At 69.9% G+C, this 26,823-nt stretch carries 29 protein-coding genes, 2 tRNA genes, 1 pseudogene and 1 riboswitch; of the genes and pseudogenes, 8 read left to right on the top strand and 24 right to left on the bottom strand.

From position 1 onward, the window contains the following. Positions 1-19: 19 nt before the first annotated feature. Together ACQPWU_RS03780 and ACQPWU_RS03775 are read left to right on the top strand one after the other, a co-directional pair. Positions 20-1,462, top strand: a complete 1,443-nt coding sequence (locus ACQPWU_RS03780; RefSeq protein WP_433436920.1) for an amidase — start codon at positions 20-22, stop codon at positions 1,460-1,462. A gap of 157 nt (positions 1,463-1,619) precedes the next feature. Then, complete coding sequence (locus ACQPWU_RS03775) at positions 1,620-1,844, top strand: hypothetical protein (RefSeq protein ID WP_433436919.1); 225 nt, start codon at positions 1,620-1,622, stop codon at positions 1,842-1,844. A 12-nt stretch (positions 1,845-1,856) separates the two neighbouring features. Here the strand turns inward: ACQPWU_RS03775 and ACQPWU_RS03770 are convergent, their stop codons facing one another. From ACQPWU_RS03770 to deoC, 4 genes are read right to left on the bottom strand one after another with little or no spacing between them, the layout of a single operon-like run. Next, positions 1,857-2,702 carry an aldehyde dehydrogenase family protein gene (locus ACQPWU_RS03770; protein WP_433436918.1) on the bottom strand — a complete coding sequence of 282 codons (846 nt, stop codon included), beginning with the start codon at positions 2,700-2,702 and terminating at the stop codon, positions 1,857-1,859. Further along, positions 2,695-2,889 (bottom strand): hypothetical protein, encoded by a 195-nt coding sequence (locus ACQPWU_RS03765; protein WP_433436917.1) that lies wholly within the window; start codon positions 2,887-2,889, stop codon positions 2,695-2,697. The genes ACQPWU_RS03770 and ACQPWU_RS03765 overlap by 8 nt, the downstream gene beginning before the upstream one ends. Beyond that, positions 2,882-4,306, bottom strand: a complete 1,425-nt coding sequence (locus ACQPWU_RS03760) for an aldehyde dehydrogenase family protein (protein ID WP_433436916.1) — start codon at positions 4,304-4,306, stop codon at positions 2,882-2,884. Before ACQPWU_RS03760 ends, ACQPWU_RS03765 begins: the two co-directional genes overlap by 8 nt. Positions 4,307-4,309: 3 nt before the next feature. Beyond that, positions 4,310-5,251, bottom strand: a complete 942-nt coding sequence (gene deoC / locus ACQPWU_RS03755; protein ID WP_433436915.1) for a deoxyribose-phosphate aldolase — start codon at positions 5,249-5,251, stop codon at positions 4,310-4,312. A gap of 186 nt (positions 5,252-5,437) precedes the next feature. Here deoC and ACQPWU_RS03750 point away from each other — a divergent pair, with 186 nt between their 5' ends. Together ACQPWU_RS03750 and ACQPWU_RS03745 are read left to right on the top strand one after the other, a co-directional pair. Continuing rightward, positions 5,438-5,584 (top strand): hypothetical protein, encoded by a 147-nt coding sequence (locus tag ACQPWU_RS03750; RefSeq protein WP_360713209.1) that lies wholly within the window; start codon positions 5,438-5,440, stop codon positions 5,582-5,584. Positions 5,585-5,699: 115 nt separating this feature from the next. Beyond that, entirely contained in the window at positions 5,700-8,555 is a 2,856-nt protein-coding gene (locus ACQPWU_RS03745; RefSeq protein WP_433436914.1) for an ATP-binding protein, read from the top strand. Between the two features lie 37 nt (positions 8,556-8,592). Here ACQPWU_RS03745 and ACQPWU_RS03740 read toward each other — a convergent pair whose 3' ends face one another. The 13 genes and pseudogenes from ACQPWU_RS03740 to ACQPWU_RS03680 form a co-directional block, all read right to left on the bottom strand. Further along, positions 8,593-9,159 carry a TMEM165/GDT1 family protein gene (locus ACQPWU_RS03740; RefSeq protein WP_433436913.1) on the bottom strand — a complete coding sequence of 189 codons (567 nt, stop codon included), beginning with the start codon at positions 9,157-9,159 and terminating at the stop codon, positions 8,593-8,595. Positions 9,160-9,383: 224 nt separating this feature from the next. Next, the gene (locus ACQPWU_RS03735) at positions 9,384-10,421 is read right to left on the bottom strand and encodes a UDP-N-acetylmuramate dehydrogenase (protein ID WP_433436912.1); all 1,038 of its coding nucleotides are present in this window, start codon (positions 10,419-10,421) and stop codon (positions 9,384-9,386) included. An 11-nt stretch (positions 10,422-10,432) separates the two neighbouring features. After that, on the bottom strand, positions 10,433-11,473 hold the full coding sequence (locus ACQPWU_RS03730) for a hypothetical protein (RefSeq protein ID WP_433436911.1): 1,041 nt from the start codon (positions 11,471-11,473) through the stop codon (positions 10,433-10,435). Between the two features lie 100 nt (positions 11,474-11,573). Then, positions 11,574-12,002 carry a MaoC family dehydratase gene (locus ACQPWU_RS03725; RefSeq protein WP_433436910.1) on the bottom strand — a complete coding sequence of 143 codons (429 nt, stop codon included), beginning with the start codon at positions 12,000-12,002 and terminating at the stop codon, positions 11,574-11,576. Position 12,003: 1 nt separating this feature from the next. Further along, entirely contained in the window at positions 12,004-12,453 is a 450-nt protein-coding gene (locus ACQPWU_RS03720) for a MaoC family dehydratase N-terminal domain-containing protein (protein WP_433436909.1), read from the bottom strand. A 704-nt stretch (positions 12,454-13,157) separates the two neighbouring features. Then, positions 13,158-13,322 (bottom strand): 50S ribosomal protein L33, encoded by a 165-nt coding sequence (gene rpmG, locus ACQPWU_RS03715; protein ID WP_019632658.1) that lies wholly within the window; start codon positions 13,320-13,322, stop codon positions 13,158-13,160. 71 nt (positions 13,323-13,393) lie between these two features. Beyond that, a tRNA-Met gene (locus ACQPWU_RS03710) sits at positions 13,394-13,467 on the bottom strand. A 503-nt stretch (positions 13,468-13,970) separates the two neighbouring features. Next, positions 13,971-14,043: transfer RNA gene (locus tag ACQPWU_RS03705), tRNA-Thr, on the bottom strand. Positions 14,044-14,082: 39 nt separating this feature from the next. Beyond that, a complete protein-coding gene (locus ACQPWU_RS03700; RefSeq protein WP_433436908.1) occupies positions 14,083-14,313 on the bottom strand; it encodes a transposase in 231 nt (76 codons plus the stop codon). Positions 14,314-14,385: 72 nt separating this feature from the next. Beyond that, positions 14,386-14,913: a C40 family peptidase gene (locus ACQPWU_RS03695; RefSeq protein WP_433436907.1), complete on the bottom strand. Its 528-nt coding sequence runs from the start codon at positions 14,911-14,913 to the stop codon at positions 14,386-14,388. A 54-nt stretch (positions 14,914-14,967) separates the two neighbouring features. After that, positions 14,968-15,930: a GH25 family lysozyme gene (locus ACQPWU_RS03690; protein WP_433436906.1), complete on the bottom strand. Its 963-nt coding sequence runs from the start codon at positions 15,928-15,930 to the stop codon at positions 14,968-14,970. 50 nt (positions 15,931-15,980) lie between these two features. Further along, the gene (locus tag ACQPWU_RS03685; RefSeq protein WP_433445606.1) at positions 15,981-16,271 is read right to left on the bottom strand and encodes a hypothetical protein; all 291 of its coding nucleotides are present in this window, start codon (positions 16,269-16,271) and stop codon (positions 15,981-15,983) included. 29 nt (positions 16,272-16,300) lie between these two features. Then, a pseudogene (locus tag ACQPWU_RS03680) lies at positions 16,301-16,501 on the bottom strand (AAA family ATPase); the annotation flags it as partial. Between the two features lie 260 nt (positions 16,502-16,761). On the opposite strand from ACQPWU_RS03680, the gene ACQPWU_RS03675 reads away from it, so the two are divergent. Genes ACQPWU_RS03675 through ACQPWU_RS03665 form a run of 3 tightly spaced genes read left to right on the top strand, consistent with a single transcriptional unit; the run spans position 16,762 to position 18,943 of the window. Next, positions 16,762-17,703 carry an ATP-binding cassette domain-containing protein gene (locus ACQPWU_RS03675; RefSeq protein WP_433436905.1) on the top strand — a complete coding sequence of 314 codons (942 nt, stop codon included), beginning with the start codon at positions 16,762-16,764 and terminating at the stop codon, positions 17,701-17,703. Further along, the gene (locus tag ACQPWU_RS03670) at positions 17,684-18,427 is read left to right on the top strand and encodes an ABC transporter permease (RefSeq protein ID WP_433436904.1); all 744 of its coding nucleotides are present in this window, start codon (positions 17,684-17,686) and stop codon (positions 18,425-18,427) included. The genes ACQPWU_RS03675 and ACQPWU_RS03670 overlap by 20 nt, the downstream gene beginning before the upstream one ends. A gap of 12 nt (positions 18,428-18,439) precedes the next feature. Next, positions 18,440-18,943: an NUDIX hydrolase gene (locus tag ACQPWU_RS03665; protein WP_433436903.1), complete on the top strand. Its 504-nt coding sequence runs from the start codon at positions 18,440-18,442 to the stop codon at positions 18,941-18,943. On the opposite strand, the gene ACQPWU_RS03660 is transcribed toward ACQPWU_RS03665, so the two are convergent. Next, the gene (locus ACQPWU_RS03660; RefSeq protein WP_433436902.1) at positions 18,940-19,554 is read right to left on the bottom strand and encodes a GNAT family N-acetyltransferase; all 615 of its coding nucleotides are present in this window, start codon (positions 19,552-19,554) and stop codon (positions 18,940-18,942) included. The two genes, ACQPWU_RS03665 and ACQPWU_RS03660, sit on opposite strands and share 4 nt — an antisense overlap. Before the next feature lie 6 nt (positions 19,555-19,560). Further along, positions 19,561-19,649, bottom strand: a riboswitch (SAM riboswitch). Between the two features lie 93 nt (positions 19,650-19,742). On the opposite strand from ACQPWU_RS03660, the gene ACQPWU_RS03655 reads away from it, so the two are divergent. Then, positions 19,743-20,555: an inositol monophosphatase family protein gene (locus ACQPWU_RS03655; RefSeq protein ID WP_433436901.1), complete on the top strand. Its 813-nt coding sequence runs from the start codon at positions 19,743-19,745 to the stop codon at positions 20,553-20,555. Here ACQPWU_RS03655 and ACQPWU_RS03650 read toward each other — a convergent pair. From ACQPWU_RS03650 to ACQPWU_RS03625, 6 genes are all read right to left on the bottom strand, one after another. Beyond that, positions 20,535-21,059, bottom strand: a complete 525-nt coding sequence (locus ACQPWU_RS03650; RefSeq protein ID WP_433436900.1) for a MauE/DoxX family redox-associated membrane protein — start codon at positions 21,057-21,059, stop codon at positions 20,535-20,537. The genes ACQPWU_RS03655 and ACQPWU_RS03650 overlap by 21 nt on opposite strands. Positions 21,060-21,109: 50 nt before the next feature. Beyond that, the gene (locus tag ACQPWU_RS03645) at positions 21,110-22,942 is read right to left on the bottom strand and encodes an ABC transporter ATP-binding protein (RefSeq protein WP_433436899.1); all 1,833 of its coding nucleotides are present in this window, start codon (positions 22,940-22,942) and stop codon (positions 21,110-21,112) included. Then, the gene (locus tag ACQPWU_RS03640; RefSeq protein ID WP_433436898.1) at positions 22,939-23,436 is read right to left on the bottom strand and encodes a hypothetical protein; all 498 of its coding nucleotides are present in this window, start codon (positions 23,434-23,436) and stop codon (positions 22,939-22,941) included. The genes ACQPWU_RS03645 and ACQPWU_RS03640 overlap by 4 nt, the downstream gene beginning before the upstream one ends. 88 nt (positions 23,437-23,524) lie before the next feature. Further along, on the bottom strand, positions 23,525-23,665 hold the full coding sequence (locus tag ACQPWU_RS03635) for a hypothetical protein (RefSeq protein WP_433436897.1): 141 nt from the start codon (positions 23,663-23,665) through the stop codon (positions 23,525-23,527). A gap of 9 nt (positions 23,666-23,674) precedes the next feature. After that, positions 23,675-23,857 (bottom strand): hypothetical protein, encoded by a 183-nt coding sequence (locus ACQPWU_RS03630; protein WP_433436896.1) that lies wholly within the window; start codon positions 23,855-23,857, stop codon positions 23,675-23,677. A 74-nt stretch (positions 23,858-23,931) separates the two neighbouring features. Continuing rightward, the gene (locus tag ACQPWU_RS03625; RefSeq protein ID WP_433436895.1) at positions 23,932-26,817 is read right to left on the bottom strand and encodes a BTAD domain-containing putative transcriptional regulator; all 2,886 of its coding nucleotides are present in this window, start codon (positions 26,815-26,817) and stop codon (positions 23,932-23,934) included. Positions 26,818-26,823 lie beyond the last annotated feature (6 nt).

Here is a 26,823-nt window from a genome sequence, read left to right as displayed (position 1 = left end):
CAGGATGCAGACTCTAGTCATGTTGTGGGCAGGCAGGTCCGCTATCGAGATCGCGACGGCTGTCCGGCGTGGGGACGTCACGGCCACGACCGTCGTCGAGGAGCACCTTCACGCAATCTCGGAGCGGGATTCCAAGGTAGGGGCGTTCCGGCTGGTCAGAGAGCAGGCCGTGGAGGAGTCGAAGGCCCTGCAGAAGCGGCGCGACCTGGCGGAGTTGCCGCTCGCCGGTGTGCCGGTCGCGGTGAAGGACAACGTGGAGGTCGCGGGCGAGTCCACCCGCGCCGGGTCCGGGGCCACGGCGGACGCGCCCGCGCGGGACGACCACGAGACGGTGGCACGCCTGCGCGCGGCGGGCGCGGTGGTCGTCGGCCTGACGAACATGCCCGAGCTGGGCCTGACGGCGTTCGGCGACAGCGCGTACGGCATCGTACGCAACCCCTGGAACCCGTCGCGCACGGCAGGCGGGTCGTCGTCGGGCAGCGCCGCGGCCGTGGCGGCGGGCATGGTGCCGATCGCGCTCGGCAACGACGGCATGGGCTCGCTCCGCATCCCGGCGGCCTGCTGCGGCGTGCTGGCCATCAAGCCGGGCGCCGGGCTCGTGCCGGCGCCGGCCGACGACTGGGACCTGCTGTCGGAGAACGGCCCCTTCGCGACGACCGCGTCCGACCTGGCGCTGGCGCTGTCCGTGCTGGCCGCGGACCCGGCGCTGGCGGAGGCGTGGCGCGGCGGCAGCCGCGTCGAGCCCCGGCCGCCCATGCTGCGCTCGGTCTGGGCGGACGACGACGAGATCTGGGAGCCGCAGCCGCCGCAGGACAGCCCGGAGCCGTTCGACTTGCGGGTGGCGTATGCGCCCCAGCCGCTGCCCGCCGGGCTGCCCATGGACAGGGAGTTCCAGGCCGCGGTGCGGGGGGCGGCGGAGACGCTGCGTCTGGCCGGGCACACGGTGGTCGAGCACGGCGCCAGGCTGCCTGCCTGGCTCGGCCCGGCCACGATCGCCACCTGGCTCACCAGGGCCGCGGCCTCGGTGAGCGACCTCGACCGGCGCAGGCTCGAACGCCGTACCCTCGCGCTCGCCCGTGTCGGCCGGGTGCTCGGCGCGCTCAAGCTCGACGGCGTACGCGGCCGCGAACGCTGGAGCGGCTACGGGGCTGACCAGTGGTTCGGCGACGCGGACGTGCTGGTCATGCCGGCCCTCGCCGCCGTCCCGCCGAAGGCCGAGCGCTGGGGCGAGCGCGGTTTCGTCCGCAACGCGCTGACCAACGTCAGGTACGCCCCCGCGACCGGCCCCTGGAACATGTGCGGCTGGCCCGCCATCACCGTCCCCCTGGCCACGCACTCCAGCGGGTTGCCCATCGGCGTCCAGATCGTCGCTCCGCCCGGCGGGGAGCCCCACCTGCTCGGCCTGGCCTCCCAGCTCCAGTCGGCCCACCCCCCGCTGAGACCGCCGGGATTCGCCTTCTGATTCGCGCGCCGATTGTCCGTGCCACCCCCTGACCGAGCTCACGATCGACAAGTGGCAGCAGCTCACCTCGCTCGACGGGCTCGAAGGGCACCCGTCGATCAGCGAGATCAACCTGTGCTACGCCACGACCCTGACCGACCTCTCCGCGCTGGCCCGCATGCCGGCCCTGCGCGAGCTGACCCTCCAGGGCATGGACCACCTCGGCGACCCTCGCGGCCTGCCCGCCCTGCGGACGCTGGAGCTCTGGAGATGCTCCGCGCTGAGCGACCTCGGGTCGGTCGCCGACCTGCCAGGACTGAAGGAGGTCACCGTGGCGGAATGCCCGGCACTGCCCTCCGACATCCTCTCCGATCTACGTGCCCGAGGCCTGCTCAGCGGCTGACGAACGTGCGGCTCAGATCCCGACCGGATGCCAGACGGTCTTGGTCTCCAGGAACCGCGTCATCCGGCCGGTCCCGGGATCGGCCGTCCAGTCCTCGCGGGACGGGCGCAGGACGCGCTTGAGGTTCTCGGCCGCCGCCTGCTCGCAGCTCAGCGCCAGGTCGGCGTCCTCGACCCCGGTCAGGTCGAGCGCGTTGACGTCCATGTGCGCCGCCAGCCAGGGCGCCAGCTCGGCCTGGTGCCCGGTGAGGACGTTCACGACGCCACCCGGCAGGTCGGACGTGGCCAGGACCTCCGCCAGCGTGATCGACGCGAGCGGCTGGCGCTCGGACGCCACGACGACGCACGTGTTGCCCGTCACGATCACGGGCGCCACCACCGACACCAGCCCTAGCAGCGGATCGGCGGGCGCGATCACGGCCACCACGCCGGTCGGCTCGGGCGAGGACAGGTTGAAGTACGGCCCCGCGACCGGGTTGGCCGATCCACGCACCGCGGCGATCTTGTCGGACCACCCCGCGTACCAGACCAGCCGGTCCACCGTGGCGTCCACCTGCTCGAGCGCCGCCTTCTTGCCGCCGCCCAACTCCTCGGCGAACTGCCCGCGCCGCCCCTCCAGCATCTCGGCGACGCGGTAGAGGATCTGGCCCCGGTTGTACGGCGTGGCGCCCGACCAGCCGGGGAACGCCTTGCGCGCGGCCACCACGGCGTCGCGGGCGTCCTTGCGGGAAGCGCGGGACGCGTTGGCGAGAAACTCGCCCTTGGCCGAGGTCACGGGGTAGGACCTCCCACTCTCCGAGCGCGGGAACGCCCCTCCGATGAACAGCTTGTAGGTCTTTCTGACGGACAACCTACTCATCGCCCCGCCCTCTCCACGTGGACTCCTGCGACATCTCGACCGGCACGAAGACCTGGCCGCACCGGCTCACGCCGCAGCGGTGGGCGTACCACCCGGTGCGTACGGGCCGCCCGGCCCTGGCGAAGGCGTGGCCCCTGGTGGCCTGCGCCCGCCGCTTGGCGCGGCGGGGACGGCGATGATCACACATCGAGGTAAGCCTCCAACCCGTGCAACCCGCCCTCGCGGCCGTAGCCGGATTCCTTGTAGCCGCCGAACGGCGAGGTGGGGTCGAACTTGTTGAATGTGTTGGCCCACACGACCCCCGCCCGCAGCTTGTCGGCCATCCACAAGATGCGCGAGCCCTTCTCCGTCCAGATCCCGGCCGACAACCCGTACGGGGTGTTGTTGGCCTTCTCCACCGCCTCAGCCGGCGTACGGAACGTCAGCACCGACAACACCGGCCCGAAAATCTCCTCCCGGGCGATGGTGTGCGACTGCGCCACCCCCGTGAAGATCGTCGGCGGGAACCAGAACCCCCGCTCCGGCAACTCACACACCGGCGACCACCGCTCGGCCCCCTCCGACTCCCCGATCTGCGACAACTGCCGGATCTTCGCCAGCTGCTCAGCCGAGTTGATCGCCCCCACATCGGTGTTCTTGTCCAGCGGATCACCCACCCGCAACCTCGCCAGCCGGCGCTTCAACGCGACCAGCAACTCCTCCTGCACCGACTCCTGCACCAGCAGCCGCGACCCCGCACAGCACACATGCCCCTGATTGAAGAAGATCCCATTGACGATCCCCTCCACCGCCTGATCGATCGCGGCATCGGCGAACACGATGTTGGCCGCCTTGCCACCCAGCTCCAACGTCAGCTTCTTACCAGTGCCGGCCACCGCCCGGGCGATGACCCGCCCCACCTCGGTCGAACCGGTGAAAGCCACCTTGTCCACATCCGGGTGGCCCACCACCGCCGCGCCGCTCTCCCCCGCCCCGGTCACGATATTCACCACCCCCGCCGGCAGATCAGCCTGCCGGCAGATGTCGGCGAACAACAACGCCGTCAACGGCGTCGTCTCGGCCGGCTTGAGCACCACCGTGTTCCCGCACGCCAACGCCGGCGCGATCTTCCAGGCCAGCATCAGCAGCGGGAAGTTCCACGGAATGACCTGCCCCGCCACCCCCAACGCCCTGGTACCGAACCCCGCGTACTCCAGCTTGTCCGCCCAGCCGGCGTAGTAGAAGAAATGCGCCGCCACCAACGGCACATCCACATCCCGCGACTCACGGATCGGCTTGCCGTTGTCCAGCGACTCCAGCACCGCCAACTCCCGCGCCCGCTCCTGAATGATCCGCGCGATCCGGAACAGGTACTTGGCCCGCTCCGCCCCCGGCAACGCACTCCACACCCCGAACGCCTTACGCGCCGCCCGCACCGCCCGATCCACATCATCAGCCGAGGCGGTGGCCACCTCAGCCAGCGTCTCCTCAGTCGCCGGGTTGATCGTCTTGAACGGCGTGCCCGTCCCATCGGTGAACTCGCCGTCGATGAACAGCCCGTACGACGGCTTGACATCGACAATGTCGCGCGCCTCGGGCGCGGGCGCGTACTCGAAGATCGCCATCACCTAGTCCAAAGTGAAGTAGTCGGGACCGGCATACCGGCCGGTGGCCAGCTTCTGCCGCTGCATCAGCAGATCGTTCAGCAACGAGGAGGCACCCAACCGGAACCAGTCCGCAGACAGCCAGTCATCGCCGGCCGTCTCATGCACCAGCACCAGGTTCTTGATGGCGTCCTTGGTCGTACGGATCCCGCCCGCCGGCTTGACCCCCACCTGCCGGCCCGTCACCGCGCGGAAGTCCCGCACCGCCTCCAGCATGACCAACGTCACCGGCGGGGTCGCCGCCGGCGACACCTTACCCGTCGAGGTCTTGATGAAGTCCGCGCCCGCCAGCATCGCCAGCCAGGACGCCCGCCGCACGTTGTCGTAGGTGGCCAGCTCACCCGTCTCCAAGATCACCTTCAGATGGGCGTCCCCGCAGGCGGCCTTGACCGCGACGATCTCCTCCACCACCTTCAGATAGCGGCCGGACAAGAACGCCCCCCGATCGATCACCATGTCGATCTCATCAGCGCCCGCCGCCACCGCCAGCGCGGTCTCGCTCACCTTCACCTCCAGCGAGGAACGCCCGCTGGGGAACGCGGTGGCCACCGAGGCCACCTTGACCCCCGACCCGCCCAACGCCTCGACCGACACCGACACCAGATCGGGATACACGCACACGGCCGCCACGTGAGGGGCGCCGCCACCGGGATGGACGGCCTTGGCGCACATCGCCCGCACCTTGCCGGCCGTGTCGGCTCCTTCCAGAGTGGTCAGATCGACCATCGAGATGGCCAGGTCAATCGCCTGCGCCTTGGCCGTCGTCTTGATCGAACGGGTGCCCAGCATCGCCGCCCGCTGGTCCGCGCCGACCCGGTCAACCCCGGGCAGGCCATGCAGGAAAGCTCGCAACGCCGTCTCCGAAGAGGTCACGTCCGCGAGCGAGGTAGTCACAGTTGACACCATCACAGCATCGCCGACCAGGCCCGTGAGCTCCAAACCGGACCGCCTTAGGCGGCAGGCGCCCAGGTCCTAGGTATGCCGTACGCGTCTGCGTACCGGAGATAGGGCATCCACCCGATGTGCGAGGCGGGGCCTTAGCCCGAGTCTTAAAGGTGTCAGGAAGAAGCACCAAATCTCAGGAGACACCCCATGCACCCCGAAATTGAGTACGAGCTCATGAAGAACCACGCGAACGAGCTGCGCGAGGCCGCCGCCCACCACCGGCGAGTACGCGAGGCGGAGCGGGCCAACAAGTCCGAGCGCCGCTCGGTCTTCGGCAAGCGCCGTTCCTCATGACCACCTCACGAGAGCCCGGCCACCACCTCCCTCGTGGCCGGGCCTCGATGCCCCCTTAAAGGCACGCCCATAAAAGCGTCGAAAGTAATGGAACGGGCATGACATGCTTGATGACATGCGGGGACGTTCTGTCAGTCCCGTCTTCGTCGGGCGGGAAGAGGAGCTGGCGGCTCTGTCTGACAGCTTCGACGAGGCACGAAAAGGGACGGTGACGTCCCTCCTGCTCGGCGGCGAGGCCGGGGTCGGCAAGACCAGGCTCGTCCAGCGGTTCGCCGAGCAGTGCCAGGCCGACGGCGCGCACGTGCTGTTCGGCGGGTGCGTCGAGCTGTCCACGGAGGGCCTGGCGTACGCGCCGTTCACCGCCGCGCTCCGGCAGCTCGTCCGGGAACAGGGCCCGGCGGCCGTCGCCGGGCTGCTGCCGGAGGGGGCCGAGCGCGATCTCGCCCGGCTGCTGCCCGAGTTCGGCGAGCCGAGCGGCGACGGCGAGACCGACACCGGTCGCGCCCGCCTCTTCGAACAGTTCCTCACCCTCCTCGAACGCCTCGCCGACTCCCGTCCCACCGTCCTCATCATCGAGGACATCCACTGGGCCGACAGGTCCAGCCGCGACCTCATCGCCTTTCTCTGCCGCAACCTGCACGCCCCGCAGGTGCTGATCGTCATGACCTACCGCTCCGACGACCTGCACCGCCAGCACCCGCTCCGGCCGGTGCTGGCCGAGCTGGGCCGGGTCAACGGCGTGCACCGGCTCGACCTGCCCCGCCTGTCGAGGGACGAGGTCGCCCAGCAGATGGCCGGCATCCTCGGCGAGGTCCCCCAGTACACCAAGGTCGAGAAGGTCTACGAGCGCAGCGAGGGCATCCCCTTGTTCGTGGAGGCCATGCTGGAGGGCGGCGAGGACTGCACGTTCCCCGAGTCCATGCAGGACCTCATTCTCAACTCCGTCGAGCGGCTGCCCGAGGAGACCCAGCGCGTGCTGCGCGTGGCCGCCGCCGGCGGCATCCGGGTCAGCCACAAGCTGCTGGCCGCCGTGAGCGGCCTGTCCGACGTCGAGCTGGAGACCGCGCTACGGCCCGCCATCGCGCGCAACGTCCTGCAGATCGCCGACAACCGCGCGTACGTCTTCAGGCACTCCCTCATCCGCGAAGCCGTACACGACGAGCTGCTGCCCGGCGAGCACCAGCGCCTGCACGCCAGGTTCGCCGAGGAGATCTCCAAGGACCGCGGGCTGGTCCCGCCCGGCCGTGCCGCCGTCGAGCTGGCACACCACTGGTACGGCGCCCGCAACGACACCTGGGCGCTGATCTCCGCGTGGGATGCGGCGCAGAAGTCGTTCAAGGCGTTCGCCTACACCGAGGCCGTCCCCCTGCTCGAACGCGTACTCATGCTCTGGGACCGCGTGCCCGACGCGGCCGAGCTCATCAGCGCCGACCACACCGCCGTGCTGGAACGGGCCTCCGAGGCCGCGAACGCCGGCGGCGACGTGGACAAGGGCGCCAAGTTCGTCAAGGCCGCGCTGTCGGAGCTGGACGAGACCCGGGAGCCGGCCCGAGTGGCCCAGCTCATCGTGCGGCGGGCCGCGTTCAAGAGCTCCAAGGGCCAGCTCGGCGTCATCGAGGATCTCAGGCGCGCACTGCGGCTCGTGCCCGGCGACGGCCCCGACCGGGCCGAGGTCGTCACGGTGCTGAGTCGCCACCTCATGCTGCGAGGCGAGATCACCGAGGCGAGCGAGCTGATCGCCGAGGGCCTGCGCCTGGCCAGGGAGCACGGCGACCGGTGCCTCGAAGCCGACCTGCTGATGAACCTGGCGCTCGGCCACTCGCTCAACGGCGAGAACGAGTCCACGACCCTCGTCAACCAGCAGGCGCTGGAGATCGGCAAGCAGGAGGGCTCCGGCCGCCTGATCACCAGGGCGATCGGCAACAACATCGACGCGCTGATCGACATGGGCCGCCACGAGGAGGCGCTGCGCCTGTCGGCGGACGGCTGGGAGCTGGCCAAGAAGTACGGCAGGCTGCGCGGCAGCGGCCTGTTCATCAAGAACAACTGGGCCGAGGTCCTGGAGTCCATCGGCCGCTGGGACGAGGCCATCGAGATCGTCGAGGGCGCACTCGGCCACGGGCCCGCGCTGCGCACCAGGTACGCGCTGCTCCGCGTGCGCGCCGACATCGCCCTGGCCAGGGGCGAGCTGCAACTGGTCGAGGGCATCCTGTCAGAGGTCGGCGTGCTCAAGGACCGCCCCGAGGAGTTCGTCCAGGACATCATCAACAACGCCCGCCTGCACATCGGCTGGCACCTGACCAAGGGCGAGCCCGGCGCCGCGCTGGGCGTGGCCGAGCGGGTGCTCTCGCATCACAAGCAGTCGAGCAAGGCCATGCTCGGCTGGCGGCTGCTGTCGCTGCTCCGCACGGTCTGCGACGCCGCCGAGGCCACCGAACCCGAACGGACCGCCAGGGTGCGCGAGCTGGCCGCGGAGGTGGCGGCCGAGCTGTCGGTCATCGGGCCGGTCGTGGAGGCGTACCGGCTGGCCTACAGCGGCGACTTCGACGCCGCGGCAGGGGCCTGGGAGCGGCTCAACCGCCCGCACAACCAGTCCAAGGCCCTGCTGCGGGCAGCCACCGTGGCCGCCCGCGGGGGCGATCGTGAGGGGGCGGCGGCCCGGCTGAAGGTGGCGCTCCCGCTGGCCGAGGCCCTGCGCGCGACCCCGCTGATCGAGGAGATCGAGGCCCTGTCGCGACGGGTGGGCGGGCTCCAACCCTCACAGGAGCCTTCCGAGCTGCTGACGCCGCGCGAGCTGGAGGTGCTGCGGCTGGTGACGCAGGGCAGGACCAACAGGGACATCGCGGCCGAGCTGTTCATCTCGGCGAAGACGGTGAGCGTGCACGTGTCCAACATCCTCGCCAAGCTCGGCGTCACCACCCGCGGTGAGGCCGCCGCAGCGGCCCACCGCCTGTCCCTGCTGTCCTCTTGATCGGTGGCAGCGGGTTTCCCGTTGGCGGCGGGGCCGCTTAGAGGAGCGCCTCGGCCAGCAGCACGACGCCGAACACGGCGAACGCCGCCGCGGCCCCGTACCGGATGAACTTCTCCGGCAGGTGCTTGCCCAGCAGCCGCCCCACCAGGATGGCCAGCGCGTCCGCCGCCACCATGCCGACGGTGGAGCCGATCCAGGTGCCGAACCAGCCGTGCTGCGTCGCCAGAGTGATGGTGGCCAGCATGGTCTTGTCGCCCAGCTCGCTCAGGAAGAACGCCACGGTCACCGCGATCAACGCGTTCCTGGTGGTGCGCTGGGCCTTTTTCGACTCGTCCTCGGTCAGCTCGTCGCCGCGCAACGTCCATGCGGCGAACCCGAGAAAGGCCAGCCCGGCCACCACCGCGATGGCCGTCGTCGGCAACGCGTCCCCGATGAGGCCGCCCACGGCGACGCTGACGAGGTGCACGACGGCCGTGGCGATCGTGATGCCCGCGAGCACGGGCCAGGTCTTGAAACGGGTCGCGAACGTCATCGCCATGAGCTGGCTCTTGTCGCCGAGCTCCGCCACGAAAATGACGGCCAGACTGATCCAGAACGCTTCCAAACGGTCCTCTTCCGCGCGGCCGAGCCGGAAGGCGGGACCCGGGGAGTTTTCGGGCACGGCTTCGGCCCGGCAGCGTCTTGTCGCATAGCTACCAGGCCGAAGGTCTCGTCCGCCCGTGTGAGGCCCGCGTGACCGGGCGCCAGAAGCGCCAGTATGTCGATCACGCGATTGGGACTACTCCCCTTCGGTAATTCCAGACAACCATAACAGCCCGCGGCGGGTGCCTATTCCGCCAGAGAACACCCGACCAGCACGGGCTCGTTGACCAGCGTGACCCCGAACTTCTCCCGCACCCCGTCCCTGACCTCCCTCGCCAGGGCGAGCAGGTCGCCGGTGGTGGCGACGCCGTCGGGGTTGGTCAGCGCCAGCGTGTGCTTGGTGGAGATGCGTACGGGCCCGCGTTCGTACCCCTTCGGGTAGCCCGCCTGCTCGATCAGCCACGCGGCGGGCACCTTGATCGACCCGTCCGGCTGCTCCCAGCGCGGATGCCCGGGGGCGCGGGCCGCCAGCGCCTCCGCCTCCTCGGGCGACAGGATCGGGTTGGTGAAGAACGAGCCGGCGCTACGCGTGTCGGGATCGTCGGGGTCGAGCACCATGCCCTTGCCGCGCCGCAGCGCCAGCACCGTCTCGCGGGCCCGCGCGAGCGGCACCCGGCCGCCGACCTCGGTGGACAGCCGCCCTGCCAGCTCCTCGTACGCCACCGGGCCGGACATTTCCGAAATATCCAGCGCGTACGTCACCGCCAGCACCACATACCGCGCCAGGTCGCGCTTGAAGGCGCTGTCACGGTAGGAGAACCCGCACTGCCGGGCCTCCACATCCACCACCTGCCTGGTGCGGCGGTCGTAAGCACGCACACACCGGATGGTCTGGGACACCTCCTGCCCGTACGCGCCGACGTTCTGGATGGGCGTCGAGCCGACCTGCCCGGGGATGCCCGACATGCACTCGATGCCCGACCATCCCTCGGCCACGGCGCGGGCGACCAGCGGATCCCAGTCCTCGCCCGCCTCGACCGTGACCACCACCTGCTCGCCGTCGCGCGAGACGGTCACGCCCTGGGTCGAGACCTTGACGACCAGCCCGTCGAACCCCTCGTCGGCCACCACGACGTTGCTGCCTCCGCCGAGCACCAGCGTGGGCACTTCCTTCATGTCCGCCTCGGCCACCAGGGACACGAGTTGCTCCGCCGTGGTCGCTTCGGCGAAGTCGCGGGCGGGGCCGCCAAGGCGCAGGGTGGTATACGGCGCGAGCATCTCCATGAGCAACTAGCTTATGAGGTGCCCAGGAGGTGAAGCACGGCGTCGTAGTTCCGCTTGGACTCCCGCTCCTCGTAGCCGGGGTCGACGTCGTGGGATTCCAGGCGTACCACCGGCAGGGGTTCCTCTGGGACGATCAGCTCGCCGTGGAGGGCGAGCGAGAGCTCCAGATCGGCGTTCCTGCCGTAGTTGGCGTCCTCGGGCAGCGCACCCAGCGCCGCGGACCGGCGTACCGCCATGAGCTCCCCTGTGAGCGCCCGCACCTTCCCCGGCCCTGCCGCGCCGTCTCGCGGCCTTTGCGTATCTGGTACGGCCTGCTGCTCGTGCACGGGCTCCATGCCCTGCCACCCGGCCGCCACAGCGCCCTCGACGACGGCCGCGACCAGCGGGGTCAGCGCGTCGCCGCGGAGCACGATGTTCGTCTCCATCAGCACGTGCACTTCCGCCTCGTCGAGCCGCAGCAGCTTGGTACGGCACTCGCCCCAGGTCGCCGTGCCCCCTCGCCAGTGCGGCAACTCGGAGACGTGCCACACGGCGATCCGGTCCGGATACCGGTCGGCCAGTTCGTTCAGCACGTCACCCGAGCCCTCGATGTTGCCCAGGTCGAGGGCGAGCACCTGTGCGTTCGTGTGGTCGATGACCGACTGCACGCTCTTCCTGACGTCCACGGGCCAGCCGTCGACCAGCAGGCTCACACTGACGGTGACGTCCTTGGTCTCCATGCGCCGGCGTTCCTGATCGACGCCGAGCGCGTCGAGGCGGTTGGTGGCCAGCGTGCCGTCCCAGGTGCGCTGGGCGTGCAGCATGGCCTCATCCGTGTCGTCGTGCTGTCCTGGGTCCCCGGAGAAACCCAGCTCGGCGGCGGGCTCGAGCCGAGCGTGCGCCCCCGCCGTCCCGACCCCCGTCGCATTCTTTCCGGCCTCAACGTGGGCACCGGCACCAGCCCCGGTCTTGGCGCTCGCGCCGCCCGCCGTGTCCCGCCCGGTGCCGGAGCCTCCCGCCACCTGCTCGGCCCGCGCGGGCCGCAGGTGCGCGGGCGGCTTGGCATCGGTCACCGCGGAGACCGGAATCGATCGAACCGTGGGCCAGACCTGTCGCGCAGCTTCACTCATAAGCACACGCGCTACCCGGGACCCGCCCGACATATCATCCCGATCAGGACAGCTGGACCACCGCCCGGGCCTTGGACAGCACCCGCGCGTCGTCCGACTTGGCGGTGAGCCCGATGACCACCCGCTTGTCCTCGAGTTTCTCCTCGACCACCCCGCTCACCGTGACGGTCGCCCCCTGATCGTCGTCGGGGACGACCACCATCGACGAGAACCGCACCCCGAAGTCCACGACCGCTCCAGGATCCCCGACCCAATCCGTGACGAACCGCCCGGCCTGCGACATCGTGTACATCCCGTGCGCGATCACGTCGGGCAGCCCCACCATCTTGGCGAACCGCTCGTTCCAGTGGATCTGGTTGAAGTCCCCCGAAGCCCCGGCATACATCACCAGGTTGAGCCGGCGCACGTTGTAGTCCACGGCCGGGATCTCCTGCCCGACCTCAACTTGGTCGTACTTCACCGTGGCGGTCATCTCAACCGGCCCCTCCACGCTCGACGATCGTGTTGTAGGTGACGCAGACCGGCTCGCCGTCGACGGTCGTCACATCGCTCCTGACCGTCAGCAGCTCGTTGCGCCCGGCTGTGCGTATGTCGGTGATCGTCGCCGTCATGACCAGCTGGTCCCCGGCGCAGACCGGCCGCACGTACTCGAAGCGCTGCTCACCGTGGACCACCATGGCGAAGTTCAGTCCGAGATCGGGATCGACGAGCGCCTCGCCGCCGCTCTGCAGGCTGAACACGATGGGGAACGTCGGCGGCGCGATCACATCGGGATAGCCGGCGGCCTGGGCGGCCTCCTTGTCCCGGTAGAGCGGGTTGTTGTCACCGATCGCGGCCGCGAATTCCCTGATCTTCACCCGGCTGACCTCGTACGGCGCGCTGGGCGGATAGGTCCGGCCCACGAAGTCACGGTTCAAGGCCATCAGTGCTCCCTCGCATGTCTCCAACGAGCGCTGCTGAGGCCGACGGTAACAGAACAAGGTTCGGCTGTCGCCGCTGATTATCTTGTCTTTGCCGCTTCTCGCCGCACCGACTCATCCCACCGCACTCGTTCCCAACCCCCATCTCGTACGGCCGCGCCCAGCCAATCGTCCCGCCGCACTCGCTTCCAATCTCATCTCGTACGGCTGCGCCCAGCCGGCCCCACCCGCCATACGTGGCTGATGGCCTCCAGGGTGACGCCCGCTGACCGCCACGTGGTCGGCCGCCGTTACGGCGCCCGCTTAACCGCCTGGGTGGGACAACCCGGCACCCACGGACACACAGCGAGACGACGCCAAAGACACACACCACGAAGGCGACGGCGCGACACAGAGCCAGCGTCCGCCACCAGCGAGCACCCAAACACCGGCGAGCGGCGAGGAACAGGCGAGCCGGGCCAGTCAGCGCGAGCCCGCAGGCTTGGGCCAGTCAGCGAGAAGGCATGAACCGAGCCCAGTCAGCGAGAGCACACAAACCGGACCCGTTGGCGAGAATGCACGACCCAACCCCTTGGCGCGAGCCGGGCTGGGCCGGGCCGGCGAGACAGGGTGCAGGGCCGTGGAGACGCGACGAACCGGCGCCCTGCAGTAGGACGCCGGTTCGTGCGATATGGAGGATAAGCGGGGCAGAAGCCCTGCCCGGAGACCTAGCGGGTCTCGCGGTGCGCGCGGTGGCAGCGGCAGTTGGGGCAGTACTTCTTCAGCTCAAGCCGATCCGGGTCGTTGCGCCGGTTCTTCCGCGTGATGTAGTTGCGGTGCTTGCACTCCTGGCAGGCCAGCGTGATCTTCGGCCTAACGTCTGTGGCAGCCACTTGGGAGTGCCTTTCTACGTTCGGGACATGGACACGCCCGTACCCAGGCCATTCGACCTGGGGATGGGCAGTAGCGGAGGCCGGACTTGAACCGGCGACACAACGATTATGAGCCGTTTGCTCTGCCTGACTGAGCTACTCCGCCTTTGAGCCGGTAACGACCCCGGCCCCGTAGAGGATACCCGACGCAGCGAGCACATTCGTAACTCGCCCGAACGGGTGGGGTGCTCCCAGTATGCCTCAGGAACCCCCGACAACCGAAATCCATTAACAGCCGGCGCCGTCCACCCCCGAACGGCCCGGATCACCTCAAGCCATAGCGAAGGTCAGCGTAGCAGCGACCGGCGATGGGCGCGAAGCCCCAAGCGCCCGCGCACGCGGGAGATCCCGCGGCACACCCGCCCGAGCCGCAACCAGGGCCCATGTGTCTCGAGGTCCACGACCGGCCCCGGCGACCCCTCGGCATCGACCAGCTGGCCGGCCGGCTCGGTGACCGCGTTGAAGGTCGCTTTGCGGGTGCCGCCGCGCCCTCGCCGCCTGCCCGCCAGGCGCCGACGGCGCTGCTCTTTGCCGCGTAGAACTCGCGCAAACGAGAAACGCCCGACTCCGCGTTCCTGCGGGTCGGGCGTTCATCCTGGTCAGTGTGCGAGCCCCCAAACGGAATCGAACCGTTGACCTTCTCCTTACCATGGAGACGCTCTGCCGACTGAGCTATAGGGGCCTGTCCGGCGCTGCGGACAGGTGTAACCATACACGGCACTCACCGATGATGCGAACTCGTTCTGGCCTCCGCGCGCTCCTCAGCCCGCCACCGCAAGGGCAGCTCGATGACCTCGCACAGATCCGCCAGGTCGACGTGCCTGGCCACCTCCGCGACAGAGGTGCAGTCGGCGACCACCCACCCGTGCCGGCGCACCCGCAGCACCTGCCGCCCAGCGCACACCAAGCCCACGACCTCGTAGCCGTCAAGGCCGACCCATCGCCTTTCCATAGCGGCACAGAGTATCCGCCGGGTCTCTCAATTTTTGCCACGCCACACGCGTTACAGACATACCGAATCGGTTCAGAGCCGATAGAAGCCCGCGAAGTCCTTCCTCCGCGCGATGTCGTCGACGCGCACCACGGCACCGGTCTCGGGGGCGTCCATCATCTTCCCGCCGCCGAGATAGATGCCTACATGATGGGTTTTGACATCCTTTTCGGTGATTTTTCCAAAAAAGACCAGATCCCCAGGCATGGCCGCCGCGACCCGGCGCATCCGCCGTACATGATCATTGGTGTTCCCCGGCCCCAGCACGTCAGACCCGTGCGCCAGGGCGTACACCCACCGCGCGAACCCCGAGCAGTCGAGCCCGCGCGTCCACGCGGCCGGGCAGGGCTTGATCTTCCCCTGATAACCCTTGCAGGTCCCCGCCGACGGCCCCGGCTCCGCGTCATGGCCGCCGCCCCATGAGTAGACGATCCCGCGCTGCTCGACCTCGTACGCGATCCGCACGATGTTCGGCGCCACGTACAGCTCGAGCGGCACGGAGGCCGTGGCGGCCACCAGAACCAGCACCGCCACCCCGGCCGCCGACCGCCACCGCCTCATCCCGACCCCCGACAGCTTTCAATAGCTCCAGGAATCATCCTGCCTTACGCCGCTTCATCCCGCTTTGAGGGTGAGCTTCACCGACCCGACAGTGACGTTCATGCCGACCGTGCCCTTCGACCGGGACGGCTTGGTGGTGATCGTGAACGTCACCTTCTTCCCCCGCGCCAGCTCCCCGATCTGGCACAGCACCGCCGTGCCGCTGAACTTGCACCCGGGCGCCTTCACCACGCGCTGCCCGCCGAACGTCCGCCCCGACACCTTGACGTCCTTGACGGGGTGCGGGCCCGTGTTCGAGACGGTCACCGTGTACGTCTTCCTGCTCTTCGCCGCCCCCGAGACCGTCACCTCGGCCGGAGGGTTGGCCAGCTCCTTCAGCTGGGACTCTGAGCCGTTGTACGAGTTCTGGCCGCCGGCCAGCGTGCCCTTCTCCGCCGACTGCCAGAACGTGTGCTTCTTCCAGCTCTTCGGCAGCTCACCGGGGTCGTCGCCCCAGCGGGCGATCCAGAGGGGGTTGGACTTGAACGCGTCGGAGTTCCCCGTGCAGGTCTGCCACCAGCTCGTGGTGGTGTAGATGATCGCGTGGCGCCCGGTCGCCTGACGGTACTTCTTGGTGAAGTCCTTGATCCAGGTGACCATGTCCTCGGTAGACAGGCCGTAGCAGTTGTTCTTGCCGTTCTTGTCCTTGTACGGGTTGTCCTCGATATCGAGCACTCCCGGGAGCGTTTGGCCGTCGCTGCTCCAGTTTCCGCCGTTCTGGAGGAAATAGTCGGCTTGAGTCGTCCCATCGGATTCGTGTGGTTGCGCAAAGTGATATGCGCCCCGGATCAGCCCCGCGCCCGCGGCGCCGCCGAACTGCGCGTCAAAACGTGGGTCCCGGTAGTTCGTCCCCTCGGTGGCCTGGACGAACGCGAATTTCCCGCCTCCTGAGGCGACACTTTCCCAGTCGACGTCGCCCGTCCAGTTACTGACATCGACCCCGGGAACGCCATCGGCCGCTTCGGCGACCCCGCCCATCCCTAAAACGGCAATTACCGCGAATAACCACAGACGTTTCACGCGGGAGATCATTGCGGAACAGCACACAACGCCGCAAGTCTCGAAATATCAACTGCTTTCGACGTATCGACGCAATAGACCGCCCCGAGCCCAAGCGGCCGCGCCCCCGCCACCCACTCCCGCCACCGTTCGTCGCCGAGCTCCACGTCGCCGTGTATCGCATGCCGCACCCGCCGCTCGTAACGGCGCCTGGCCAGCTCGGGCGCCACCTCGCACCAGACCTCGCGCACCTCCGTCCCGGCCTCGACGCCGGCCCGCGCGAGCCCGGCCACCACCGTCGTCGCAGCGGCGCCAGCCACGGACTTTCCAGCACAGCGCCCCGCCCCGCGCTCGCCAGCAGCGTCCACATGCTCTCCCCCGCAGCGGCCCCAAGCCGCCTGCTCCACTCCCGGTCGCCCACCCCGGAAGGCCGGTCGAGCATGTCGGCCAGCGTCTCCTTGAGGTCGTCCTTGCTGAAGACCGGCAAGCCGAGCGCTCGCCCCAGCGCCCGGGCGACCGTGGTCTTCCCGGCCCCAGGCAACCCGTTCACCAGCACCACCAGTCGGCACACGACCAAGCATCGTGCCAGAAGCGGCGGAAAAACTTCCGCGCACCGGGAAACCCGCAGCTCAGCCCTCTGAAATTCGCCGTCGGAGGCAACGGCGAAAGACGGTGTTTCCGCAGGTGGGAGAGGTTCATGAAAGTCACGTTCGCGTTTGCCAAACCGGATTCGGGCCGCACAAACTTGGTTCGATCCTCAATCGCGCCCCCGACCAGGGGTTTCTTTGCCATGCCCGGAGGAGGGCGACCGTGATCCATGCCCGGGGACTGACCCGAGTGTTCAAAGTCAAGAAGGAGAGAGTGGAAGCCGTACGCGGCATCGACCTCGACGTGGAGGCGGGTCAGCTCGTCGCCTTCCTCGGCCCGAACGGCGCGGGCAAGTCCACCACGCTGCGCATGCTCACCACCCTCCTGCCGCTCACCTCCGGCACCGCCACGGTGGCGGGCCGCGACGTGGCGCGGGACCCGGCGGGCGTGCGCGCCCGCATCGGGTACGTGGGCCAGCGCAACAGCGCCGGAGAGAACTTCCTCGTCCGCGAGGAGCTCGTCACCCAGGGCCGCTGCTACGGCCTCGCCGCCAGGCAGGCGGCCGCCCGCGCCGACGAACTGCTCGACCTGCTCGACCTCAGGCCGCTGGCCAGGCGGCGGCCCGGCACGCTCTCGGGCGGCCAGCGCCGTCGCCTGGACATCGCGCTCGGCCTCATCCACCGCCCTGGCCTGCTCTTCCTGGACGAGCCCTCGACCGGCCTCGATCCGACGAGCCGCGCGGACATCTGGCAGCACATCCTCCGGCTGCGGGAGACGTACGGGACGACGCTGTTCCTGACGACCCACTACCTGGAGGAAGCCGACAACATGGCCGAACGCGTGGTGATCATCGACAACGGCCGGATCATCGCGGACGGCACCGCCGAGCAGCTCAAGAACGACCTGGCCGGCGACCACATCACGATCACCACCAGCACGGAGGAGGAGGCGGGCAGGGCCGCCGGCGTCGGCGGCGGCACCGCCGAGGGGACGACCGTGCGCCTTCGCGTCCCCAACGCGGCCGCCGCACTCCCCGACTACCTCAGAACCCTGGACGGCTCCGGCATCAAGGTCACCACCGCCGAGACCGCCCGACCGACCCTCGATGACGTGTTCCTCGCTCTTACCGGGAGAAGCCTCACCGATGACGACATTCCTGCGTGACACCGCCACCGTTTTCTCCCGCGAGTTCAAGCCGGTCGTGCGCGAGCCCGTCAGCCTGCTCTTCGAGATGGGGCAGCCGCTGCTGTTCCTGTTCCTGTTCGGGTCGCAGCTCGACGGGGCCGTGGGGTCGTCGTGGCAGTGGTTCGTGCCGGGGATCCTGGTCATGATGTGCCTGACCGGCCCCATGGGCGCCGGTTACACGCTGCTGGTCGAGCTGATCGGCGGATCAATGGAGCGTCTGCTGGTCACTCCGCTGAACCGTACGGCGATGCTGGTGGGCCGCACCATGAAGGCCATGATCGTCCTCCTGGCGCAAGCCGTCCTGATCATCCTCCTGGCTCTCCCCCTGGGCTTCGACCTGCACCTGGCCGGTGTCCTGGCGGGCCTGGCCCAGCTGGTCGTGTTCGGCGTCGGCCTGGGCGCGTTCTCGTTCGTCCTGGCCATCAAGTCGGCACCCGGCGGCACGCTGTTCTACATCGTCAGCCAGTCGATCCTCTTCCCGCTGCTGCTCCTCTCCGGGGTGCTGCTCCCCCTGGACACGGCCCCGGCCTGGCTACGGGTGCTCGGGCACGTCAACCCGGTCACGTACATTGTCGACGCGCAGAGAGCCCTCTTCGCCGGCAACCTGACGAACCCCTCGATCCTCTACGGGACCGCTGCCGCGTGCGCGATAGCCGCGGTCGGCCTCTATCTGGGCAACCGCGCCATGCGCCAGGGCGTCTGAGACCCTTGATGGGTGACTCATCTGACGGTCCCCTGGATACCCGTGCGCCACCGGCTCGACGTGATCCTCTCCCAATCGCTCCCGCCCTTGGACAAGACCACGTCGGCGTTCGCCTTCGTCTCGGACCAGACCGGCAGAACCCTCATGACCTGCGTGGACAAGGAGGGCCGCGGCTGGGACATCCCCGGCGGCCACCTCGAACCCGGCGAGACGGCGACCGAAGCCGCAGCCCGGGAGCTGTATGAAGAAACCGGCCTCCGCCTGACTCCTTCCGCCCTGTCCCTCTTCGCCTGGCAACGCATCGAGCTCCTCGACGCCGCCCCCGCCGACTACCGTTACCCGCCTCTGACGTACATGGCGATGTTCAGGGCGCGTCTCCCCCACCCGGGCCCGCCGACCCACCCACCGGCGGGCTCGGAAAGCACCAGCGCGGCCTGGCTGCGGCCGTCGGAGATCAACCGCCTGTGCCCCGACCGCACCTGGCTATCCCTGCTGGACGGAGCGGGCCCGCTCTAGACCCGCTGGGCACCGAGCCGGCCGCGCAGCCCCGCCTTGACATCCGGCCACTCCGCGGCGACCACGGAGAACATGGCAGAGTCCCGCAGCCTCCCCGCCTCACCCGGCGCCCACGACGGCGACCAGTTGCGCAACACGCCCTCGAACCGCGCGCCGACCCCCTCGATGGCCCGCCGTGACCGCTGGTTGCGCGCATCCGTCTTGAGGTCGACGCGGGCCACCCCGAACGTCTCGAACGCGTACGTGAAGAGCAGGAGCTTCGCCTCGGCGTTGATCCCCGTGCCCTGAGCGGACGCCGCCAGCCACGTCCACCCGATCTCGACGGCCCGCAGACCGTCCCGCTCCGGCCACGTCCGGGGATCCCAGAACGCCGTGCACCCCACCGCCGCCCCGTCCCGTACGCGAACCTGCGCGAAGGGCGTCAGACCCTCGCGACGGAGCTGAGCCTCCAGGTAAGCCTCCACCTCGGCGGCCCGGGGCACCAACGTGAACGCGTACGACGAACGATCCTCCTCAACAGCCCGCGCCAGATCCGGCGCATGCGCCATCGTGAGCGGCTCCAGCCGGACAAGTGATCCTCGGAGCACGGGAACATCGAGCCGCAGGCTCATCAGGCCTCCTCATCGCTCCTGGCATTGGCACCTTTCCCGCAGGCAGGTTGCCGGACCGTCACAGGGCCAGGTCCCTCGGATCCTCTGGATGAATCTTGGTGAACAGGATCATGCCCGCGCCACCGGGACGGCGTCAACAGGATTCTGGACAAATACAGCATGACTTCCAGCGCCGTTATCCTGCGCACATGTCGATCACGGACGAGGAACTGGCTCTGACGGCGGCGCAAGCAGGAGCCGCCGTCGTGCACGCCAAGTACGGTGCGGCGCTGACGCGCTTCGAGAAATCCGCGGGGGACTTCGCCACAGATGCGGACGTCGAAGCGGAAAAGGCCATCCTCGACGTCATTCGCACCGCTCGGCCGGACGACGCCGTGACAGGCGAGGAGGGCGGACGCACGGGTGGGGACGGTGCGGAGCGCATGTGGCTGGTCGATCCCCTGTGCGGCACGCTGAACTACGCTGTACGGAACATGTTGGTCGCGGTGAACGTCGCCCTGCGCGTGGGCTCCGACATCACGGTGGCGGCCGCGGCCGACCCGTTCGCCGGCGAGGTGTTCTGGACGGATGGCGCTCACGCGTACGTCCGCCGCGACGGCGTGGACGAGCGGCTCACGCCGTCGTCCGGTTCGCGACTGGTGGACGTCAACCTCGATCCGCCGTTCCCGAACGAACCGAGCTTCCGGGCTGTCCGGCTGCTCGCCGACCCGGGATTCGCCGAGCGCTTCCGCCCGCGCGTCGTCTCCACCACCCTGGCGGTGGCGTGGGTCGCCGCCGGTCGCCGGGCCGCGTACGTCACCGACGGCCATCTGCGGGACAGCGTGCACTTCGCCAGCGGGATCGCGTTGTGCCAGGCCGCCGGATGCGTGGTCACCGGCATCCACGGTCAGCCACTGCACACCGGCGCGGGCGGACTCGTCGTGGCGGCCGACCGGGAGACGCACTCCGCGCTGCTTGAACTCATCGGGAGCCGGCTCGCCTCAGGACGTCCGCACCAGTGAGACGAGATCATCCCATCGGGCCATGAGCAGTCCCAGAGCGGCGCCGAAGACACCGGCGACGACGCTGAAACCCGGATCGAAGGAACCGTCCACCAAGGAGCCCGCCAGCCCGAGCAGGGCTGTCACGACCAGAATGACGTTGCGGACCACGTGCTCCACGCCCAAGGGCGTCTGGGAGGCGCCGAAGCACCGGCAGGGAACGGCGGCGCCTCTCCGGACGACCATGGTGACCGCGACCGTGAGGCAGCCGAGCAGCCCCGCCGCGAGGACGAACGCCGCTGATCCGGCCCACCGGAAGGGAAGCACGGCCAGAGCGATGACACCCGCCTCGGCCACCGCCGTCGCCGCTGCGGCCACCGGCACCTTCGCGTCGGCGACCACCGCCATCGCTCTGGTCGACGCGACGAACTCGCTCCAGGCGCCACGGCTGGAGATCTTGCTCCCGAGGGCGAGGGCGAACACCGTGAGCAGCAGCAGCCTGCTCGCGACATCGACGTACTGCATGATCGCAACCTGCCACGGCCGAGCAGATCCGGCAAGAGCACCGCGTCCGGTCACCCGATGTCGGCGCCCTCACGGTAGCCGCTGGCCTGGGTGTCGAAGAGGTGGGCGTACCGGCTGCCCATGGACATGAGCTCGTGGTGCGTACCCTGCTCGACGATCCGGCCGTCGCCGAGCACCACGATCAGGTCCGCGTCGCGGACCGCCCCGAGCCGGTGCGAGACCAGCAGGCTGGTACGTCCCTCGCGGTGCTCGCGCAGCCGCCGGTGCACCTCGTACTCGGCCTGCGCGTCCAGGCCGGAGCTGGGCTCGTCGAGGATGAGCAGGTCGCGGCGCTCGCGTACCAGCGCGCGGGCCAGGGCCAGGCGTTGCCACTGACCTCCGGAGAGCATCACGCCTGCCTGCGGGTCGTCGTCCTCGGGGCCGAAGAAGACGCGGCTCAGCATGGTGTCGTAGCCCCGGGGCAGTGCCTGGACGGTTTCGTGCGCACCCGCCAACTCGGCGGCGGCCTGGATCCTGGCGCGGTCGGACATCGCCTCGATCTCGCCCACCCCGATGTTCTCGGACGCGGTCAGGTCGTAGCTCATGTAGTCCTGGAAGAGCACGCCCATCCTGGCGCGCAGCTCGGCGGGTGGTACGTCGCGAATGTCGATGCCGTCCCAGAGGATCGCGCCGCGGGACGGATCGTAGAAGCGGCACAGCAGCTTGATCAGCGTGCTCTTGCCGGCGCCGTTGAGTCCCACCAGCGCGACGGAGGCGCCGTGGGGGATCGTCAGGTCCACCCCTCGCAACACCCAGGGATGGCTCTCGTCGTACCTGAACCACACGTCGCGGAGCTCGATGCCGCGGCGCAGCGCGGGCAGCGCCTCCGGCTCCCCGGGCGCCGGCAGGTCGCCGGGCGATGACATCACCCGTTCGTGGTGGGCGAAGAGAAGCAGCGCCTGGCGTGCGTTCGCGGCGTTGTCCACGGTGGCGACCAGCGCGGCCTGTGTTCCGGCCACGGCGGCGGCGAAGGCGGTCACGTCGCCGAGGGTGAGCCGGCCGGCCAGGGCGGAGTGCACCGCCCAGAGCAACCCGGCGCCGCTGACCGCGGCGGAGAGCGCCGCGAGCGACGACTGCGTGAACGCCTCCCGCCGGTCCAGCCGCCGCTCCCCTGCCTGCAGGACGGCCAGCTCGCCGAGTACCCGGCGCTTGAGGAAGCCGCCGAGCCCGAAGAGCCGGACCTCCTTGGCGGCCGCCACATCGGTGATCAGGGAGGAGTAGAAGATCTGCCGCCGGGCCGCGGCGGACTGCCCGGCGATCACCTTGATCCGCCGCTTCTCCAGGGACATCCTCGCCGCGAGGATGGGCAGCGCCGCGAGCGCCACCAGGCCCGCCATGAGCGGGCTCAGCACGGCGAGGGCGGCGAGGAGCCCGGCCAGGGAGATGACGTTGCGCCCGAGGTCGAACAGGCCCGAGGTGATCGGCCCCATCGCGTTGCCCGTCGCCTGCGCGGCCATGCGCAGCTCGTCGAGGAACACCGGATTCTCGAACCGCGACAGGCCGTGGAACCCGTTCACCCGCTCGTACAGGCGATCCTGCAGCAGCAGGTCCAGCCGGCGATCCGACTCGGCCCGCAGATACCCGGTCAGATGCGGCAGCACCCCGGCGACCAGCCCCAGCACGACGAGGGCGGCGACCGGCACCAGTACCTGCTCCCGCTGACCTGTCGTCAGCCCGTCGACGAGCGTCTTGGTCGTCCACACGGTGCCCGTGGGCAGCAGCCCGGCCAGGACGGTGGCACCCAGTTGGGAAACCGCCAGCACCGGTCCGGTTCGCCGGCACAGCAGCGCCAGGGCGGCGGCGCGCCGCAGCGGTCCCCGCGTGACGTCCGGGGACTCGGTCACGTCGCCGGCACCACGGCGGCGAGGTCGTCCAGATCCGTGTGCGCGGCCACGATCCTGCCGTCCTGGCCGGTCCTCAGGAACGTCGGGAACGCCTGGACGCCGAGAGCGTGCACGATACGGAGCGCGTCCTCGCCCGTGACGACGGTCGCCACGCCGCCCACCACCTCGACGAGGTCGCCGGCCTCACCGGCGTCGCCGGCGATGACCGCCAGGGCGCTCTGGTCCGCGGCCTCCGCGGCGAACTGCGGCGCGCGCTCGTGACAGGTGTCGCAACTGACGTCGAAGAACCCCACGAGCCGCGGTCCGGCCACGTCCTGCGGCAGCGTGCGCCCGACCAGCACGCCGGGATCGTACGGCATGAGCGTCGACGTCCCCGCGAGGCGCTGCAGCTCGGCGGTGTGCTCACGGAGGCGGCGCAGCACTCCCAAGGTGAGCACCAGGTCGAACAGGCAAAGTATGCCGACCAACACGACAACGGCGATCAGGAAAGACATCGGACAACCCCTATTCAGGCGGTGAACAGCTCCAACAGGTCGTCGAGGCGCACCACGAGCAGAGCGCCCACGGCGGCGGCGGCGAGAGCTACACCGACCGGCCGCGGACCTTCCCCGCGATCGCGAAGACGGCGGCCGGCAGCGCCCGACACGTGATCACGAGATACAGCACGTCGTCACCCTCGTGCCCGGGGGCCGGCGGCGGCGTCCACCGCCGCCGCCGGCTCACGCGTTCTATCTAGCCGCCGCAGATTCTGTACGCGTAGCAGGACCCGCAGCCGGCGGTCGTGCAGAGCTTCCTGTAGTCGGAACGCTCCCTGCAGTAGCAGTGCACGTACCACTCGGCTTCCGCCTTCGCGGACGCCTTCGGCACCAGCCTCTCGAGAATCCTGTCGCCGAGCTTGCCCAAGACAGCAGTCATGTTCGCTCCTTGTGTAGCGATGCGGTCAGGCCGAAACGCTATTTGGAGGAGATACAGCGACCGATACAGCCGCGCTACACCTGGGCGGTGAGCAGCCTCTCCAGCACCGGATCCCGTCGCATCGCCGGATCCGCGAAGAGCTCCTCCGCCCTCCGGGCGTCGCCCGCGGCACGCGGATCGCCCGACGCCGCGCGGGCCCTGGCGAGCTGGCGGGTGCAGGCGGCGTAGCCGTACGCGTCACCGATCTGGGCGGTCAGCTCCAGGGCCCTGGCCAGGTCGGCCTCGGCCGCGGCGGGGGCGTCGCGCCGCAGCCGGATCTCGGACCTGCTGAGCAGCACCTCCCACTCGTCCTCCCTGTTGCCGGTCTGCTCGCAGCGGGCCAGCGCCTCGTGCAGCACGGCCAGCGCCCTGTCCCGGTGGTCGAGCAGGCAGTAGGCGCGGCCGAGCGCCGCCAGCGTGATGCTCTCGCCGTACAGGTCGCGATCGGACCGGCGGACGGTCAGGCAGCGTTCGAAGCGATCCGCCGCCTCAGCGTGCCTGCCCAGCTGGAGCAGGACCTCGCCCAGATTGTGGCCGGCCAGCCCGACGCGTTTCGACCCGTGCGCCTTGAGCAGCCGCAGGCTCGCGCTGATATGGCTGAGGGCGGCGCTGAGATCGCCGGTTCGCATGCTCAGCCAGCCGAGGTTGTGCAGCGCCATCCCTTCCTCCTCGCGGTCGCCCAGGTCGCGCCAGACCTCGAGAGCTCTCCGGAGGAGGCCGTCAGCCGCCTCGATCTGGCCGATCCGCCATTCCAGCAACCCCAATGTCGCGAGCGTGGACGCCTCCGCGCCGCGGTCGCCGTCGCGCCGCGCCACCTCGATGGCGAGCCGCGCGATGGTCTCGAGCTCGCGCCAGTAGCCGCCCTTCATCGCCACGGCCCTGACCAGGGTCATCAGTTCGGTGACGAAGCGCGCCACGTCCGGCTCCCCGCGCGCGGCCTGGACGGCGGCCGCGACCAGGCACCGCAGCTCCCTGTCTAGCCACCGCACCGCCGCGGCGGGGTCACGCAGGAGCGGGCCGGTGTCGCGCCCGCTCTCCCTGCTCCCGTCGCCGGATCGCAGGTGCGGTTGCAGCAGATCGCGCATCTGGTGGCAGAGGCCGAGGTACCAGTCCAGGGCACGCCGTACGGCCAGGGCCGGCTCCTCCGGCGGATCATGGGCGGCGGCCAGCTCCGCCGCGAACAGCCGCAGCAGGTCGTGCATGCGGAACCGGCTCTCGCCGACCGGCTCGATCAGGCGCGCCTCGACCAGCTCGTCGAGCGCGGCCTCGGCGGATTTCCGGTCGGCGTCGATCAGCGCGGCGGCGAGCTCGACGCCCGCTTCCGGCACCTCCAGCACGCCGAGCAGACGGAAGGCAGTCCTCGCGGTGCTCGTCAGGGTCACGTAACCGACCTCGAAGCAGGAGCGAAGGCGCAGGTCGGCCGCCTGCAGCTCGTCCAGCCGCCGCCGCTGGTTACCCAGACGCTCGTTGAAGCTCGCGAGCGACCAGTCCGGCCGGCCCGCGAGGCGGGCGCCGGCGATGCGCAACGCCAGTGGATGGTGGCAGCACCAGCGCGCGATCTCCGCCGCCGCCTCCGGTTCTGCGGCCACTCGCGCCTGGCCGGCCAGCAACGCGAGCATCCGTACCGACTGCTCCTCGTCGAACGGGCTCACGGCGATCGACACGGCGTCCAACGTGGTCAGCGCCGCCCGGCTGGTGACCAGCGCCGCGCAGCCACCGCCCGCCGGCAGCAAGGGGGCCAGCTGGGCGGCGCTGACGGCGTTGTCGAGGACGACCAGGACGCGCCGGTCGGCCAGCAACGACTGGTAGAGGGCGGCCGCCTCTGCCGGCGCCGCCGGAACCTCGCCAGGAGGCACCCCCAGGGCGCGCAGGAAGCGGCCGAGCACTTCATCGGGGCGCAACGGCTGCAGGCTCGGTGTCGATCCCTGCAGGTCGACGTAGAGGTGACCGTCGGGATAGCGGTCGGCCGCGCCGTACGCCGCCTTCAACGCGAGCGTGGACTTGCCGACCCCGCCGGGACCGTGCAGCGCCAGCACGGGCGGCCCCGCATCGGCGCTCAACACCGTGTGGATCCGGGCGAGTTCGGCCGAGCGTCCCACGAACACGGTCGGCGCACGTGGCAACTGGCGTGGCCGGGATCGCCCATCGTCGACGGGGTACTCCGACAGGAGGGTGGAGTCCCTGCGCAGGATCAACTGATGCAACCTGCGCAGGTCAGGGCCCGGATCGATGCCCAGCTCATCGGCGAGGAGACGGCGGGCGGCCCCAAACGCGTCCAGCGCGCCCACCACGTCGCCGCTCTGGTACAGGGCCACCATGAGCTGGCCGTGCAGCCGCTCGCGCAGCGGGTACTGCCCGATCACCTCGCGCAGCCGCTTGGCCGCCGTCGCGTACCTGCCGAGGGCGAGCTGGATCTCCGCGTGCTCCTCCACCACGCTCAGGTAGTGGTCGGTGAGACGGGCGACCACCTCCCGCAGGGTCGGCCCCAGCGGCACGTCCTCGGCCACCATCCCCTGCCACAGCGCGAGAGCGCGGGTGTAGGCGTCCAGGGAGGCGCTGAGATCACGCCTGGCCAGCGCCTGGCGACCGTGCGCGGACAGCGCCTCGAACTGGAAGACATCGAACTCCCCCGGCTCGACCTGCAACAGGTAGCCGGCGTCCGACGTGACCAGGCGCTCGACGGCCGGGTCGGCCGCGGGAGGCACCAGCTTGCGCAGCTGCATGAGGTACGTGCGCAGGTTCGCCACCGCGGAGCGGGGCGGCTGGTCGTCCCAGACCTCCGCCACCAGTGACCGGATCGGGACGACGTGGCCCGCCCGCGCGAGCAGCATGGCGAGGACGGTCCGTTGCTTGGGCGCCGTGATCCTCGCCGGCGAGCCGTCGGCCTCGATCCGCAGCGGCCCGAGAAGCCGGAACTTCACCTCGCG

The sequence above is a fragment of the Nonomuraea sp. CA-141351 genome, from assembly GCF_050944675.1.
Lineage (GTDB): Bacteria > Actinomycetota > Actinomycetes > Streptosporangiales > Streptosporangiaceae > Nonomuraea.
The sequence above is the reverse complement of the archived record's forward strand: the minus strand, read 5'-3'. Positions and strand labels throughout refer to the sequence as shown.